Source organism: Polaromonas eurypsychrophila (assembly GCF_014641715.1).
Lineage (GTDB): Bacteria > Pseudomonadota > Gammaproteobacteria > Burkholderiales > Burkholderiaceae_C > Polaromonas > Polaromonas eurypsychrophila.
The window spans coordinates 208,719-224,597 of the sequence record NZ_BMIG01000002.1; the positions used below are offsets into that span (position 1 = coordinate 208,719).

11 protein-coding genes and 1 pseudogene are annotated in these 15,879 nt (G+C 63.2%); 7 read left to right on the forward strand and 5 right to left on the reverse strand.

Going from position 1 to position 15,879, the window contains the following annotated elements:
- Positions 1 to 14 precede the first annotated feature (14 nt).
- Positions 15 to 1,130: a Re/Si-specific NAD(P)(+) transhydrogenase subunit alpha gene (locus IEX16_RS03420; RefSeq protein ID WP_188706627.1), complete on the reverse strand. Its 1,116-nt coding sequence runs from the start codon at positions 1,128 to 1,130 to the stop codon at positions 15 to 17.
- A 124-nt stretch (positions 1,131 to 1,254) separates the two neighbouring features.
- Between IEX16_RS03420 and IEX16_RS03425 the strand changes: the two genes are divergently transcribed.
- A complete protein-coding gene (locus IEX16_RS03425; protein WP_188706629.1) occupies positions 1,255 to 1,752 on the forward strand; it encodes an NUDIX hydrolase in 498 nt (165 codons plus the stop codon).
- A gap of 3 nt (positions 1,753 to 1,755) precedes the next feature.
- On the opposite strand, the gene IEX16_RS03430 is transcribed toward IEX16_RS03425, so the two are convergent.
- Complete coding sequence (locus IEX16_RS03430; RefSeq protein ID WP_188706631.1) at positions 1,756 to 2,658, reverse strand: LysR family transcriptional regulator; 903 nt, start codon at positions 2,656 to 2,658, stop codon at positions 1,756 to 1,758.
- Positions 2,659 to 2,745: 87 nt separating this feature from the next.
- Here IEX16_RS03430 and IEX16_RS03435 point away from each other — a divergent pair, with 87 nt between their 5' ends.
- The 3 genes from IEX16_RS03435 to mnmA are packed head-to-tail and all read left to right on the forward strand — an operon-like array spanning position 2,746 to position 5,873.
- Entirely contained in the window at positions 2,746 to 3,297 is a 552-nt protein-coding gene (locus IEX16_RS03435; RefSeq protein ID WP_188706633.1) for an aldolase/citrate lyase family protein, read from the forward strand.
- Positions 3,298 to 3,336: 39 nt separating this feature from the next.
- A complete protein-coding gene (gene pcaB / locus IEX16_RS03440) occupies positions 3,337 to 4,686 on the forward strand; it encodes a 3-carboxy-cis,cis-muconate cycloisomerase (RefSeq protein ID WP_188706636.1) in 1,350 nt (449 codons plus the stop codon).
- 26 nt (positions 4,687 to 4,712) lie between these two features.
- A complete protein-coding gene (gene mnmA, locus IEX16_RS03445; RefSeq protein WP_188706638.1) occupies positions 4,713 to 5,873 on the forward strand; it encodes a tRNA 2-thiouridine(34) synthase MnmA in 1,161 nt (386 codons plus the stop codon).
- Between the two features lie 93 nt (positions 5,874 to 5,966).
- Here mnmA and IEX16_RS03450 read toward each other — a convergent pair.
- The 3 genes and pseudogenes from IEX16_RS03450 to IEX16_RS03460 all read right to left on the reverse strand — a co-directional run bounded on the left by IEX16_RS03450 (position 5,967) and on the right by IEX16_RS03460 (position 9,401).
- Positions 5,967 to 7,229, reverse strand: a pseudogene (locus IEX16_RS03450) (MipA/OmpV family protein).
- A gap of 362 nt (positions 7,230 to 7,591) precedes the next feature.
- The gene (ssb, locus tag IEX16_RS03455) at positions 7,592 to 8,092 is read right to left on the reverse strand and encodes a single-stranded DNA-binding protein (RefSeq protein ID WP_188706640.1); all 501 of its coding nucleotides are present in this window, start codon (positions 8,090 to 8,092) and stop codon (positions 7,592 to 7,594) included.
- A gap of 19 nt (positions 8,093 to 8,111) precedes the next feature.
- Complete coding sequence (locus IEX16_RS03460; RefSeq protein WP_188707163.1) at positions 8,112 to 9,401, reverse strand: MFS transporter; 1,290 nt, start codon at positions 9,399 to 9,401, stop codon at positions 8,112 to 8,114.
- A gap of 389 nt (positions 9,402 to 9,790) precedes the next feature.
- On the opposite strand from IEX16_RS03460, the gene uvrA reads away from it, so the two are divergent.
- The 3 genes from uvrA to IEX16_RS03475 all read left to right on the forward strand — a co-directional run bounded on the left by uvrA (position 9,791) and on the right by IEX16_RS03475 (position 15,608).
- Complete coding sequence (uvrA, locus tag IEX16_RS03465; protein ID WP_188707166.1) at positions 9,791 to 12,778, forward strand: excinuclease ABC subunit UvrA; 2,988 nt, start codon at positions 9,791 to 9,793, stop codon at positions 12,776 to 12,778.
- Between the two features lie 70 nt (positions 12,779 to 12,848).
- Complete coding sequence (locus tag IEX16_RS03470) at positions 12,849 to 13,286, forward strand: acyl-CoA thioesterase (protein ID WP_188706642.1); 438 nt, start codon at positions 12,849 to 12,851, stop codon at positions 13,284 to 13,286.
- Positions 13,287 to 13,544: 258 nt separating this feature from the next.
- Positions 13,545 to 15,608: a polysaccharide deacetylase family protein gene (locus tag IEX16_RS03475; RefSeq protein ID WP_188706644.1), complete on the forward strand. Its 2,064-nt coding sequence runs from the start codon at positions 13,545 to 13,547 to the stop codon at positions 15,606 to 15,608.
- The last annotated feature ends 271 nt before the right edge of the window (positions 15,609 to 15,879 follow it).

The following is a 15,879-nucleotide window of genomic DNA, read 5'->3' on the forward strand; positions in this document are numbered from 1 at the left end:
TGCCCTGAAAGTGTTTATTTCTTTTTGATTTCGCCGGCCTGCGTCATCAGGCAGGCTGCCACGATGTCGTCTTCAAGGTCGACGGTCAGCGTGCCTTCCTTGCTGATCACCAGCTTGAGGAAGTCCAGCAGGTTGCGCGCGTAGAGCGCGCTGGCGTCGGCGGCGACCAGCGCCGGCACATTGGTTTCGCCAATCAGCGTGACGCCGTGTTTGACCACGGTTTTTCCGGCTTCGGTCAGCGGGCAATTGCCGCCCTGTGGTGCGGCCAGGTCAACAATCACACTGCCGGGTTTCATGGCCTTGACCATGTCCTCGGTCACCAGCACCGGGGCGGCGCGGCCCGGGATCAGTGCGGTGGTGATGACGATGTCGGCCTGGGCCACACGTTTGGCAACCTCGGCCTTTTGCCGCTCCAGCCAGCTTGGCGGCATCGGCTTGGCGTAACCACCGACACCAACAGCCGCTTCACGCTCTTCATCGGTTTCGTAAGGCACGTCAATGAACTTGCCGCCCAGTGACTCGACCTGCTCCTTGACGCTGGGGCGCACATCGCTGGCCTCGATCACCGCGCCCAGGCGTTTGGCCGTGGCAATGGCTTGCAAGCCGGCCACGCCAACGCCCAGAATCACCACGCGCGCAGCCTTGACGGTACCGGCGGCAGTCATCAACATCGGAAAGAAGCGCTGGTAGCTGTTGGCCGCCATCATCACTGCCTTGTAGCCAGCAATATTGGCCTGCGAGGAGAGCACGTCCATGCTTTGCGCGCGGCTGGTGCGCGGTGCGGCTTCCAGCGCAAACGCCGTCAGTTGCGCCGCGGCCAGGCGTTGCAGGCCGGCGGCATCAAACGGGTTGAGCATGCCAACCAGCACCGACCCGGCTTTGGCCAGGCCGATCTCGCTGTCCAGCGGGCAACGCACCTTGAGCACGATGTCGCAACCGTAGGCGGAGGCAGCATCGCCGATTTCAGCGCCGACCGCTACATAAGCTTCATCGGGAACGCTGGCGGCCACACCGGCACCCGACTGGATGACGACCGTGTGGCCTTGGGCTTTGAGTTTTTTGGCCGTCTCGGGCGTCACGGCGACACGTGTTTCCCCTGTCGTGATTTCGGCTGGTACCCCAATTCGCATGGGTGTCTCCTCGTTGCGTGTAAGTAGTTCTACGTGAAATTGAAGCTGGCGGCTAGCTTACATGAGTTTCGCGCTGTTTTGGCCGCGCAGTAACCGCGACGGTACGGCACCGGATAATGCGCGCATGAACTCACGTTGGAAACCCAGTGTCACCGTTGCCGCCATCCTCGAACGCGAGGGTAAATTCCTGCTGGTCGAGGAACACACGCAGGACGGACTGCGCCTGAACAACCCGGCCGGCCATCTTGACCCAGGTGAAAGCATTGTTCAGGCCTGCATCCGCGAAACGCTGGAAGAAACCGCCTTTCATTTCACGCCGGGCGCACTGGTCGGCGTTTACATGTCGCGCTTTGAGAAAAGCGTGCCCGGCCAGGACAAAGTACTGGACATCACCTACCTGCGTTTCGCGTTTTGCGGCTCGCTGGGAGACGAAGTGGTGGGGCAGGCGCTCGACGAAGGCATTGTGCGCACCCTGTGGCTCAGCCCAGACGAAATCCGGGCCTGCGTTCCGCTGCACCGCAGCCCGCTGCTGCTGACCTGCATGGAAGACTACCTGGCCGGTCGGCGCTACCCGCTGGACCTGGTCACCACGGACCCGTCGGTTTTTCTGCCAAATTCCTGAGCTTCAGCGCCGCGCCTTGAGCGCGGCGCGCAGGTAGTCGTGGAACACCCTGGCGGGTGCATGCAGGGCAGCGCCGCGACGGGTGGCCAGGCCCAGCACCCGGGACACCGCTGGCCGGCGCAGCGCCACGCCAGCCAGCGTGGGGTGGGTGGACGGCAGCGCCAAGCGAGGCACCGCCGCCAGGCCGAGCCCGGCGTCCACCATGCCCAGCAGGGTGGCGATGTGGCTGACTTCAAAACGGTAGGACGGATTGACGCCGGCCTGGGCCAGCGCATCGTCGAGCACCTGGCGGTTGCCGCTGGAGCGCGCCACAGCAATCAGCCGCTCGCCTTCCAGCTCAGACCAGGCCAGGTTTTTGCGCGCAGCAAGCGGATGCTCGCGGCGCACGGCCAGCACGAAGGGGTCGGTGTGAATCGGGTCGAAGTCCACACCAGGCACCAAGCTGCTCATGAAAGTGATACCGAAATCGGACTCGCCGGAGATCACACTGGCCAGCACAAGACCCGCCGCCTCGTCGACCACACGTATGCGGATCAGCGGATAACGCGCGGAAAAAGAACTGACCACCGACGGAAGGAAGTTGATCGCCGCCGAGGGAACGCAGGCTACCGTGACCCGGCCGCTGCGGCTGGCGGCGATGTCCGAGATGCCCAGCATGGCCGACTCCAGGTCATCCAGCGCGGCCCGCGCGCGCTCCAAGAAGACCCGGCCCAAAGGCGTGAGATCCACCTCGCGCGTGGTGCGGTTGAACAGACGGGCTCCCAGAATGGTCTCCAACTTGTCGATTCGCCGGCTCAGCGCCGGCGCCGAAAGATGAATTTGCTCTGCCGCAGCGCGAAAACTGCCACGTTCGGCCACGGCCACAAAAGCCTGCAATTGCTGCAAATCAAAATTGATGCGTGCCACGCACTAATCTTAGCAAAAATTGCACTTTACTGCGACGCTGGATAAGGACACGATTGCGGCATCTGCTTCCAATCCCAGAAGATTTGTATGTTGTCTGGCTCCCCCGCCCTGTCCCTGCTGCTGACGCCCTTGCTGGCGAGTCTTTCCATCACACTGGCCTCTCCCGCGCAGGCGCAGGCCGCACGCGGCATGCTGGCTCTGGGCGAGATCGCGCACGCTGCCGGCGTGACGCGGCTTGGCTTTGGCTCCATCGATTACATGGCCGACCTGGACATCCCGGCGGACAGCCTGGCGCTGGACTACGCCGCAGCGCAACTGGCAGTTGCGTCGCGGGCTGCGGGTTTGGCGGCACCCGTGGCGGGCGTGACGCCCGACCTGGACGCCGCCAAAGTGGGCGCCGACATGGCCCACGCACGCAGCCTGGGCTTCGGCGCCAAGATGTGCATTCACCCCTCACAAGTCACCGCCGTCCGCGCGGCGCTGGCGCCCAGCGCGCAGGAACTGGACTGGGCAGATCGGGGGCTGCAGGCCTGTGGCACGGGCGCTAGAGGGGCGATACAGGTCGACGGAAAAATGGTGGGCCGCCCGGCCATCCTCAAGGCCCAGCGCATCGTTGCGCTGGCCGGCCTTACTACTTAAACGACAGAGCATTCAAACAACCATCCAACGGAGCACCAAATGGCAGCAAGCATCATTGATTCAAAAATATTCGGCGATATGTTCAGCGACGAAAAAATGCGCTACGTCTGGTCGGACGAGAACCGCACCGCCAAATACCTCGACATCGAGCGTGCGCTGGCCAGGGTGCAGGGCCGGCTCGGCATCATTCCGCAGAACGCCGCTGATGAGATTGTCAAAAACTGCGAGTTGAGCCAGATCGACTGGGTCAAACTCAAGGCCAAGACCGAGCAGATCGGCTACCCCATCATTGCCGTCGTCAACCAGATTAATGCGCAATGCAAGGACAAGCTCGGCGAATACTGCCATTGGGGTGCGACCACGCAGGACATCACAGATACCGCCGCCGTGCTGCAAATCCGCGAAGGGCTGGCGCTGGTTGAGGAAGACCTGAAAGACATTTCCGCATCGCTGGCCAAACTGGCGCGCGAGCACCGCGACACGCCCATCATCGGCCGCAGCAACCTGCAGCAGGCCACGCCCATCACCTTCGGCTACAAGATGGCCAGCATCCTCGCCGGCATCGAACGGCACCGCGAGCGGCTCGCGCAACTGAAGCCGCGCGTGCTGGTCGGCGAGTTCGGCGGCGCATCCGGCACGCTGTCGTCGCTTGAAAAGGGCGCGATGGAAACCCAGGCCGGCCTGATGAAGGAGCTGGGCCTGGACCAGCCGCTGATTTCATGGCACACGGTGCGCGACAACTTTGCCGAGGTCGGCGCCTTCCTCGGCATCGTCGGTGGCTCGCTCGGCAAGATTGCGATGGACGTCAAGCTGATGATGCAAACCGAAGTGGCCGAAGTCTTCGAGCCGTTTGCGCCGGGGCGCGGTTCCTCCTCGACCATGCCGCAAAAACGCAACCCGATTTCCTGCCTCTACATCCACGCCAACATCTCGGTGGTGCGCCAGCTTGCGGCCTCGCTGATGGACGCCATGGTGGCCGACCACGAACGCTCGACTGGTCCCTGGGAGATCGAATGGGTGGCCATGCCGGAAATTTTCTGCTTGACCTCGGGCGCGCTCAAGCAGACGAAGTTCATCCTGGCCGGGCTGGAGGTTGATGCCGCGCAGATGCGGCGCAACATCGACATGACCCACGGCCTGGTGATGTCGGAGGCCGTGATGATGGGCCTGGGCCCCTACATCGGCCGCGAATACGCGCACGACCTGGTCTACGACATCTGCCGTGACGCGCTGCGGCAACAACGCCCGCTAATCGACCTGCTGGCCGAACACCCGGAAATCACCAAACACGTGACGCGCGAACAATTGACCACCTTCTGCGACCCGATGAACAGCCTCGGGCAGGCCGGCGTCATGGTCGACCGGGTATTGGCCAGCCTCCAGCAATAAGATCCCCGTCCCGGGATAATCGACCCATGGGCAAGGTAGCGAAGCAGCGTGTGGTGGTCGGTTTGAGCGGGGGCGTGGACTCCGCGGTGACCGCGCACCTGCTTAAACAGCAAGGGCACGAAGTCATCGGCATCTTCATGAAGAACTGGGAAGATGACGACGACAGCGAGTTCTGCTCGTCGAACATCGACTTCGTGGACGCTGCGGCCGTGGCCGATGTGATCGGCATCGAGATCGAACACGTCAACTTCGCCGCCGACTACAAGGACCGGGTGTTTGCCGAGTTCCTGCGCGAGTACCAGGCCGGCCGCACGCCGAATCCCGACATCCTGTGCAACGCCGAGATCAAGTTCAAGGCCTTCCTCGACCACGCGATGCGCCTGGGCGCCGAGAAGATCGCGACGGGTCACTACGCGCGCGTGCGAAAAAACGAAGCCGCCGGTCACCACGAGCTGCTCAAGGGCCTGGATCCGGCGAAAGACCAAAGCTATTTTCTGCACCGCCTGAACCAGGCGCAACTGGCCAGCACACTGTTTCCGGTTGGCGAACTCAAAAAGATCGAGGTGCGGCGCATCGCCAACGAGATCGGCCTGCCCAACGCCAAGAAAAAAGACTCGACCGGCATCTGCTTTATCGGCGAGCGGCCTTTCCGCGACTTCCTGAATCGCTACATTGCCAAGGCGCCGGGACCCATCAAAAACGACAAAGGTCGCGTGCTCGGCGAACATGTGGGCCTGAGTTTTTACACCCTGGGCCAGCGCCAGGGCCTAGGCATAGGCGGCGTGAAAGCGCGCGGCGCCGAACTCAAGGCGTTGCAGGCGCAGGGCCAGCGCGGCGCTGGCGACCACGAGCCCTGGTTTGTCGCGCGCAAGGACATGGACAGCAACACCCTGTGGGTGGTGCAGGGCCACGACCACCCGTGGCTGCTGTCCACCGAACTGCAGGTACAGGACTGCAGCTGGGTCGCGGGTGCGCCACCCGAAGCCGGCACGATGGCGGCCAAGACGCGTTACCGGCAGGCGGATGCGGCCTGCACGCTGGTCGCGCCCGCAGCCACCGAAGCCGGGCTGCGCTTTGAACAGCGGCAATGGGCGGTGACGCCGGGCCAGTCGGCGGTGCTTTACCAGGGGGATGTCTGCCTGGGCGGCGGCGTCATTGCGTCGAGCAACGTGCAGAATCTGGGCTGAATCCGTATCAATTTTCATAAAAGAAAACAGGCTTCAGCCCATGCCGGATAGGCGTGAACAGCTATTGTTTTAATAGCAAATGACCCTCACAACTTACAACACGGTTTCGACGTAGGTATAGATGTAATTGGAGCCGCCGTTGACATTGCCCAGCAGGCGCGACGAGCCGAAGATGCCCGAGCGGTGCGACACGCCGAAGCCGAGGTAGGTGTCTTTCAGGCCGGGGCGGCCGATCAGGTCGCCCAAGCTGAAGTCGATACTCGGGTCCAGGTAGTTGAGCAGGCGCGAGGTTAAGCGTCCGCGTGCGGCCTGGCTGCTGGATTCGGCATAAGGTGCACGCTGCGCCAGCGACACGCCCACGCCCACGCCGAGGCCGAGCCGGGTCTTGACCCGGTCACTCCAGGGGAAGCCGTAGTAATAAGCCTTCATGAAAGCGTCGAGTTGCATGCCGTTGGGGGCCAGGCCGCGGTCGTCGTGCTGCAGCAGGCCGACGTAACCGACGATGTCCAGCGGCCAGCCATTGGGCTGCTCGATGAAGGGTTTTCCGACCTGCACACCCGCAATGCGTGTGGAGTTGACCTTGGCCGTGGAGGCACAGCGCAAGGTAATGATTTTCGCCAAGTGGCAACCGTCTTTGGTCGACTTGCCATACAGCAGCTTGAAATAGGTCGGTGAGCTGGCTTCCTGCGCCCATTGGCCCTTGTAGGTGCCGAAGTCATAGGCGGCGCCGATGAACACTCCGGTCTGCGCCGACCGGCCGATGATGGGGCTGGCCTTGACCTTGTCGTCCAGAAAGGTGCGAGTCACGCCACCGAGCAGGCGCCAGCCTTCGCTCAGTTCGCAAGTAGCGTACAGGCCCAGCGTGGTGTTGATACCACTGCCGGGCTCATAGGCCGGCCGCGTTGCCATGGCCTAGCCGGGCCGCACGCCATAGTAGTAATTGTTGAGCTTGGCGCTGCGCGCCGCCACCGTCAGGTTGGGCCGCAGCGCGAGCCGACCCGAGCGCCAGTCGTAGGCATAGGACAGGCGCAGCTCGCTGCCCTTGGAAAATCCGGCGGCGTCCTGCAAAAACTCGGCCTGCACCGTGCCCCAAGGCTGACGGTAGCGGTAAGAGACACCGGCGTCCAGGCCCGAGCCGCGCTCGGCCATGCCGGCCAGGCTGGGCGGAATCCGGTCGTCGGCATACCCTTCGAAGCGCTGGTCCAGAAAGATATCGACACGCTGAGCGCCGTCGTCGAGCAGCTTGAGCCCGGCGCGGCTGCCATGCAGGAACACACGTTTGCCCTCGTACAGGTAAAGCGGCAGCAGGTCATAACGGGTGCCGCCGCCGACATAAGGCGATTGCTCGGCGCGCACCGCCAGGCCCAGGCCGGCACTGCCGGGGGTGCTCAGCAGATCGCTGTGGGGGTCGGTGTTGGCCTGCGCCGGCGCCAGACCTGCGGTGGCGAGCAGGGCCGCGCCCAGCCATGCGCTTAAGCGGCCGAGTCGCAGGGATATCGTTCGATCGTGGTTCAGGGCGCATGGGGGCTTCTCAGGTCATGTTGGCAGGGGATTTCATCCTAGCCAACAAAACGCGCTGAAAGAGGTCGCCGCGCCAGAACAAGGCCGGCGCCTACACAGCCTCACGGCGGCGGGAGACAAAGCGTTGTTTAAAAAATGCATCTGCCCGGTGTGCGCAAAGCGCAGGCCGGGCAGAAGGAATACCGGAAACCGGAGGATCAGAACGGAATGTCGTCGTCCATGTCGTCGAACCCGCTAGCGGCCTTGGTTGGAGCGGGCGCCCGTGGGGCCGCGGCCGGGGCACGCGGCGCGGCGGCCGGTGGACGCGAATACTGGCGCTCGCCGCCTTCGTCACCGCCATCGTTGCCGCCGGGGCCGCCCATGCCTTCGCGGCTGCCAAGCATCTGCATTTCACTGGCAATGATGTCGGTGGCGTATTTCTCCACGCCGTCCTTGTCGGTGTACTTGCGGGTCTTCAGGCGGCCCTCGATGTAAACCGAGCGTCCCTTCTTGAGATATTCACCGACGATTTCAGCCTGGCGGCCGAAAAAGCTGATGCGGTGCCATTCAGTCTCTTCGACCATTTCACCGGCCTTGTTCTTGTACTTGCTGCTGGTGGCCAGCGCAATATTGGCCACGGCGTCGCCGCTGGGCATGTAGCGCACTTCGGGGTCGCGGCCCAGGTTGCCGACGAGGATGACTTTGTTGACGGATGCCATGGCATGTTCTCCTAATTTTTCACAGTTTAACTGGCTGTACCGCCGCTGATTCGGCGGTTGGCGGCAGGGCGGAATTTTCTGCCGGGCCGCCCCTAGGAAAATTAGCACCCTCGGGGGGCAGAGAGCTACCCGCAGGGAGCGAACGTGGGGGCGCACGCATCGGCCAGGCCACCAGCAGCCAGAGCAGCATGAGGCCGCCGCAGGCCGCAAACAGCGCCTGGGGACCGGCCGTCTTGGCAAGCCACCCGCCCAGCGCGCCACCAGCAAAAAACCCCAGCGACTGCAGCGTGTTGTAAACCCCGAGCGCCGCGCCGCGCGAATGGGCCGGTGCCACGCGCGAAGCCAGACTCGGCTGGCAGGCTTCGAGGATATTGAAACCGCAGAAAAACAGGAAAAGCAGCACGCCGAGACCCGCCAGCGAGGGCGCGCCCTGAACGGACGCGGCCATCAGCCCGAACTGCACCAGCGCGATCAGGCCCACCGCTCCAAGGAAGACGCCACGCAGGTAACCCCGTTTTGCGAGCGGAAACAGCGTGCATCCCATGACCAGAAAGGAAGCCAGCACCGCCGGCAGGTAAACCTGCCAGTGGCTGCTGCTGGCCAGCCCGGCCTGCACCAGCAAGGCCGGAATGGCCACCCACATGGCCAGTTGCACTGCATGTAATATGAAAACCCCCAGGTCCAGCCGCAGCAGCGCCGGGTGGCTCAACACCTCGGCCAGGCTACCGCGCGGCCGATTCACGTGCAGCAGCGGCTCGGGCGGCACCCACCAGACCACCACCGCGATGCCGGCGATTGCCAGTGCGCCGGTCAAGCCAAACAGACCGGCGAGTCCGATCTGCGCGGTCAGCAGCGGCGCCAGCACCAGCGACAGCGCAAACATCAAGCCGATGCTGGCGCCCACCAGCGCCATCGCCTTGGTCCGCACTTCGTCGCGCGTGGTGTCGGCCAGCAAGGCGGTCACGGCCGCCGAGATGGCGCCGGCACCCTGCAGCGAGCGGCCGATAATCAGCCAGGTCAGGTCGGGCGCCCAGGCCGCCACAAAGCTGCCCAGTGCAAACACCACGAGGCCAGCCACGATCACCTTCTTGCGCCCCAACCAGTCCGAAGCCATGCCAAAAGGGATTTGCAGAAGGCCCTGGGACAGGCCGTAGATGCCCATGGCCAGCCCGACACGCGCCGGGTCGTCCCCGCCGGGGTAACGCGCGGCTTCCAGTGCAAACACCGGCAGCACCAGAAACAGCCCCAGCATGCGCAGCGCAAAAATCGAGGCCAGCGAGGCGCTCGCGCGCCGCTCGGTGGCGGTCATGGGGTAGGAAGGGGCAGGAGACACGGTCAGGCGAAGTGGTTCACAAATGAAGACGGGCAGAAAAACCAGCGTAGCGGTGGGCTATTGTCTTTGAATTGCGGGTCGTTTTCCCAGGTTCCTGGCTGCAAGCAGGAAACGCGCCGTTGCGCCGGGCCGCGGCATCGCCCCGAAGGCCACCGGTGGCCACGGTGTCAAAACCCCCACACGCGTCTATGATGGAGGGTTTTGCGGCGCCCCTACACGTGAACTCTCCCAACGACGTCAAATACCTCGCAGCCGCTGCCGGCCCGGTGGCGGCCGAACCTGATGCCAGCCGCTCCCTGGCCGGACGCAGCGAAGGGCCGCCCCAAGCAAGTCCAGCCCCCCCGGAGGGCAGTGCAGCACACGAAGTGGCAAGCGTGGGGGCCAATCAGTTGGCGGCGCAACGCATCAGCATCCGCGGCGCGCGCACGCACAACCTCAAGAACATCGACCTGGACATTCCGCGCAACCAGCTGGTGGTCATCACCGGCCTGAGCGGCTCGGGCAAATCCTCGCTGGCGTTTGACACGCTGTACGCCGAGGGTCAGCGCCGGTATGTCGAAAGCCTGTCCACCTACGCCCGGCAGTTTCTGCAGCTGATGGACAAGCCCGATGTGGACATGATCGAAGGTCTGTCGCCAGCGATCTCGATTGAGCAGAAAGCGACCTCGCACAACCCGCGCTCCACCGTCGGCACCGTCACCGAAATACACGATTACCTGCGCCTGCTGTTTGCGCGCGCCGGCACACCTTTTTGTCCCGATCACGACCTGCCGCTGCAGGCGCAAAGCGTCAGCGAGATGGTGGACCATGTGCTGGCCCTGCCGGAAGACACCAAACTGATGGTCCTGGCGCCGGTGGCGCGGGAGCGCAAGGGCGAATTTGTCGAGTTGTTTGCCGAGATGCAGGCCCAGGGATATGTGCGTTTTCGCGTCGACGGCCAGGCGTACGAGTTCGACGAGCTGCCCAAGCTCAAGAAGGCCGAGAAACACAACATTGATGTGGTGATCGACCGCCTCAAGGTGCGACCCGACATGCAGCAGCGCCTGGCCGAAAGTTTTGAGGCCGCGCTGCGACTGGCTGACGGCAAGGCGATTGCGATGGAAATGGACTCCAGCCAGGAACACTTGTTCAGCGCCAAGTTTTCCTGCCCGGTCTGCAGCTACTCGCTCAGCGAGATGGAGCCGCGCCTGTTTTCCTTCAACTCGCCGGTGGGCGCCTGCCCGAGCTGCGACGGCCTGGGCCACATGGAGTTTTTCGACCCGGCCCGGGTGGTGGCCTTCCCGACCTTGAGTCTGGCCAGCGGCGCGGTCAAGGGCTGGGACAGGCGCAACGCCTATTACTTTTCCATGCTCGAAAGCCTGGCCAAACACTACAGCTTCGACATCGACACCGCGTTTGAAAAGCTGCCGGACGCGGTGCGGCAGGTGGTGCTGCACGGCTCGGGCGACGAAGAGATCAAATTCAGCTACATCCTCGACTCGGGCGCCAACGCCGGCAAAAAACACACGAAGAAACATCCTTTCGAAGGTGTGATCACCAACTTCGAGCGGCGTTATCGCGAAACCGATTCAGCCGCCGTGCGCGAAGAACTTGCGCGTTACCGCAGCCTGCAGCCCTGTCCCGACTGCGAAGGCACGCGCTTGCGCCGCGAGGCCCGCCATGTCTACCTGGTCGGCGCCGCCGGGCGCAAGGCGATCTACCAGATCAGCAACATCACGCTGCGCGAGAGCTTCGACTACTTCAACACGCTGAGCATGGAAGGCGCGAAAGCCGAAATCGCCGGCAAAGTAGTGCGCGAGATCGGCCTGCGCCTGAAGTTTCTCAACGATGTGGGCCTGAACTACCTGAGTCTGGACCGCAGCGCAGAAACGCTGTCGGGCGGCGAGTCGCAGCGCATCCGCCTGGCCTCGCAGATCGGCTCGGGGCTGACCGGCGTGATGTATGTGCTGGACGAGCCCAGCATCGGCCTGCACCAGCGCGACAACGATCGCCTGATCGGCACACTCAAACATTTGCGCGACATCGGCAACAGCGTGCTGGTGGTCGAACACGACGAAGACATGATCCGCGCCGCCGACCACGTGATCGACATGGGGCCGGGTGCCGGCATTCACGGCGGGCGTGTGATGGCACAAGGCAGCTATGCCGACGTACTCGCCAACCCAAACTCCCTGACCGGAAAATACCTGGCGGGAACCCTCGCCATCGCCGTGCCCAAGCGCCGCACGCCGTGGTTGCCGACGGTCGTCAAGGCGCCTTACCGCGATCCGAAAAAGCCCTCGAAATTTGCGCCCAGCGCAGCGGGCATCAAACGTGCCGCGCGCGAGGCCGAACACCTGCGCACGCAAGGCGACATGCAGGCGATCCGCATCATCAACGCCAGTGGCCACAACCTCAAAAACGTCAGCGTCGATTTCCCGGTCGGCCTGTTGACCTGCGTGACCGGCGTGTCGGGCTCCGGCAAATCGACCCTCGTCAATGACACGCTGTACGCGGCAGTCGCGCGCACCCTGTACCGCGCGCATGAAGAGCCGGCGCCGCACGAAAGCATCGAAGGCATCGAACATTTCGACAAGGTCATCAATGTGGACCAGTCGCCGATTGGCCGCACGCCGCGCAGCAACCCGGCCACCTACACGGGTCTCTTCACGCCGATCCGCGAACTGATGGCCGAGATGAACACCGCGCGTGAACGCGGCTACGGCGCCGGGCGCTTTTCCTTCAATGTCGCCGGCGGCCGCTGCGAAGCCTGCCAGGGCGACGGCGTGGTCAAGGTCGAGATGCACTTTCTGCCCGATGTCTACGTGCCCTGCGACGTCTGCAAGGGCATGCGTTACAACCGCGAGACGCTGGAGGTTCAGTACAAGGGCAAGAACATCGCCCAGGTGCTGGATCTGACGGTGGAGGACGCAGCTGAGTTCTTCAAGGCAGTGCCGGTGATTGCGCGCAAACTGCACACCCTGCTCGATGTCGGCCTGAGTTACATCAAGCTCGGCCAGGCGGCGACCACGTTGTCGGGCGGCGAGGCGCAACGCGTCAAGCTCGCGCTGGAGCTGTCCAAGCGCGACACCGGCCGCACGCTCTACATCCTCGACGAGCCGACCACCGGCCTGCATTTTGCCGACATCGATTTGCTGCTCAGGGTGCTGCACCAGTTGCGCGACGCCGGCAACACCATCGTCGTGATCGAACACAACCTTGACGTGATCAAAACCGCCGACTGGCTGATCGATATGGGCCCCGAAGGCGGGGCCGGTGGCGGCACGGTGGTCGGGGTCGGAACGCCCGAAGACATCGCCGCCAACCCGGACAGCCACACCGGGCGTTACCTGAAGCGGCTTTTACAAGAATAAAAGGGCTTTAGCCCTTGCAGAAAGGGCATTAGCAGCTATTATTTTCATAGCGCACTATTGAGAGAGCCGCATGTCCTCCATCACCCTTCGTTTTCTGGCCGAGCCCAGCACCATCAACTTCGGCGGCAAGGTTCACGGCGGCACTGTCATGAAATGGATAGACGAGGCCGGTTATGCCTGCGCCACCCGCTGGGCCAGGCGCTACTGCGTCACCGTCTCGGTCGGCAGCATCCGGTTTCAACGGCCGATCAAGATAGGCGACCTGGTAGAGGTCGAGGCCCGGCTGGCTTACACCGGCACCACCAGCATGAACATCTCGGTCCAGGTGCGGGCTGGTGACATGAAAACCGGTGACATGTATGACATCACCGAATGCGTGTTGGTATTTGTCGCGGTTGATCCGGAGGGGCAGGCCCTCCCCGTGTCGCCCTGGCGGCCCGACACACCGGGAGACATTGCGCTGGCACAACGGGTCAAGGCGCACCTGGATGCGGCCCGCGCCATGTAAGCTCGCCTCTTGCGGCGTCATGTCCTACAGGCGTGTCATCCCATCCGCACTGGGAGTGGAATATTGCACGGTTATGGTCGAAAGATATTTGCGCAAGCTGAAGGACCACTGCGCGACCGAAATCCATGACTGCGCTTGCTTCCAATGCATGTTCTGCCCTTGCTCACACTCCTCCGCTCTCGCCGTAACACCGTCCTGATCTGCTTTTTCTCAGTGCTGCTGACAGCCGCCTTGGGCGCCTGCTCGGAGAAAAATATCATGACCGGCACGTCGGTGAGCGCCCGGCCCCGCGTCGCTGAAAACCCACCGATGGTCGCCGACCCCGGCCTGCTTATGTTGCTGGTCCCGGACGGGCAGAAGCTGACTTCACCCGAAGTGACCGCCTGGGTAGATGCGGCCTCTGAAGACGGCGTGCGACTGCAGCCTTTGACCGACAGCCAGTTCATGGCTCTCGGGCCCGAAGCGCTCAAATACGGGGGGCTTGTATTGCCCGACCTGCTTCACCCCATTGCCACCGACGCCTTGCTCAAGGCAGTGCGCGACTACACCACGGCGGGGGGCAACACCCTGCTGGTTCACGATTTCGGCATCTTCGCCCTGGACGGCAACCAGAAACCAACCTACGCCATCCCCCGTGCAAAGTTGAGCGACCTCGCCGGCGTGGACTATGGGCTCTATGACGCTCTGCGTGAAAAAAGCACCGTCGTAGGTCCGGTGACCGCCATGCGCAGCACCCTGCGCGCCTTGCAGGTTCCGCCGGGCAAGTCGATCCCTTATGTGGCGAAAGACGCTCCCCCTGTGTCACCGGCAACTGCCAGCGCCGCGTCATCCGCTGAAGCGCCTTCGACGTATCTGGCTGAGAGCACCCCGACCGAGTTGGCGGCCGGCAGCTTGCCAGGTGGTGCGGCCATGCCCGGAGATGTATTGGACGCTTACAGCGGCTACCTCCTGGGGCAGTTGAAATATTCGAGTTTTGTTACCCGCGGCGCATTCAACGGCAAAACGCTGGCCACGTCGCCGCGGGCCGGTCTGGTGGCGGGCCTGAACAAAGTGGGGCGTGGCCAGGTGCTGTTTGTGAATCTGCCCTTGACCTATCTCAAGGTGGTGCGCACCGATGGGTTGCCCCTGCACGGCTTTCTGCATTACTTTGCGCACAACGTCCTTCAACTGGCGCAGCTGTCTCCTGTGCCCAATGCCGTACCCGGACTGACGCTGGACTGGCACCTGGACTCTTTCACCGCACAGCAGCCGACGCTGACGCTGGAAAAACTCGGCATCTTCGATCACGGTCCGTTTTCTATCGACATGACGACCGGCCCTGATGCGGTCACTGATGGTGACGGCAAAGGCTGGAACCTGGACAACAATCCGGTGGCGCAGGATATCTTGCGCCGTTTCGCCAAGAAGGGGCACGCCATCGGCAGCCATGGTGGCTGGAACCACGACTACTACGGACTCAACGCCAACGAATCCAACCGCGCCACTTTCCTGCCCTATCTGGAGCAGAACGTGGCCTCCATCAAGCGCGCGGTCAGTCACCCATTGCGACCCTACCTGGGCTTGACTTCGTCCACCCCGCACGGAGTCCCGGATGCCTTTTTGCCCATGGCTCAAAAAGTCAAGGCACTGATCGACTGGGCTTTTGGCCCACCGATGCGGCAGTATTCGCCACCGGTCGGCAACAACCCGACCTGGGCCATGGACTGGCTGGAGCAGCAAGGTGTAGTGGCGGTTTATTTTGGCGGCCACACCGGCCTAGGGCCTACCCGTCAGTACCGGGACGGCCAGCTGCGCAACCCAAACTTGTGGGTGTTTCCTGTCACGCCCGCAGGACAATACGCCACCTTTGAAGAGTTTCAGGTCAACCAGGTGCCCAAGCAGGAAGTCATCAACTGGTACCGCGATTCTGTGGACTTTGCAGTCAGGCACAACACCACCCGAATGATCTACATGCACCCCAACGGCGCCAATGTCTGGCCCGATGTGCTGCAAGACCTGCTGGCGTACGCCAAGGCAAAAGGTTCTGAACAATTTCGCTGGTACACCATGACACGGCTGGCCGATTTCATGACCTCGCGTCAGGCCGTCGCCTGGACCGAGAAGCGCGATGCGGCGGGCGTGTCACAGTTCACAGCCAGCCATCCAGACAGCCTCCATGAAATGGTCTGGCTGTTGCCCAAGACACGTTATGCCGGTCGGCCGGAGAGCACGGACGCCAACGTCACCGTGTCAGACCGCGACACGCACTGGGCGGTCAAGGCCGGCAACACCCGCCGCGCCAGCTTTATGGCGCCCACATTCGGCGGAGCATCGCTACCTTGATACTGCATCGCAAAAGTATCAAGCCATGAGCGCGCGCCCTCGTACCATGGCGGCGTTGCAAGCCTTGCCCTGGGCAGGAACCATCACTTTCATCCTGCTTCGGTACTTTCGAGTTGCCGTACCAAGTTCGCGGCCAGAGCAGGCCATCAGCATTTCATCGTATGTCGCAGCTTGGGGGGCTTTCCGTCACGCCACGGGGGAATGGCTCACCGCAGTCCGCCGGTATGTCGGTGGCCGACCTGACGGTTGCGATTGTGGACGCGGCCGTGCA

Coding starts and splice junctions, on each gene's coding strand:
- IEX16_RS03420 (WP_188706627.1), bottom strand. CDS start 1,130: ATGCGAATTGGGGTACCAGCCGAAATCACGACAGGGGAAACACGTGTC.
- IEX16_RS03425 (WP_188706629.1), top strand. CDS start 1,255: ATGAACTCACGTTGGAAACCCAGTGTCACCGTTGCCGCCATCCTCGAA.
- IEX16_RS03435 (WP_188706633.1), top strand. CDS start 2,746: ATGTTGTCTGGCTCCCCCGCCCTGTCCCTGCTGCTGACGCCCTTGCTG.
- pcaB (WP_188706636.1), top strand. CDS start 3,337: ATGGCAGCAAGCATCATTGATTCAAAAATATTCGGCGATATGTTCAGC.
- mnmA (WP_188706638.1), top strand. CDS start 4,713: ATGGGCAAGGTAGCGAAGCAGCGTGTGGTGGTCGGTTTGAGCGGGGGC.
- ssb (WP_188706640.1), bottom strand. CDS start 8,092: ATGGCATCCGTCAACAAAGTCATCCTCGTCGGCAACCTGGGCCGCGAC.
- IEX16_RS03460 (WP_188707163.1), bottom strand. CDS start 9,401: ATGACCGCCACCGAGCGGCGCGCGAGCGCCTCGCTGGCCTCGATTTTT.
- IEX16_RS03470 (WP_188706642.1), top strand. CDS start 12,849: ATGTCCTCCATCACCCTTCGTTTTCTGGCCGAGCCCAGCACCATCAAC.
- IEX16_RS03475 (WP_188706644.1), top strand. CDS start 13,545: ATGACCGGCACGTCGGTGAGCGCCCGGCCCCGCGTCGCTGAAAACCCA.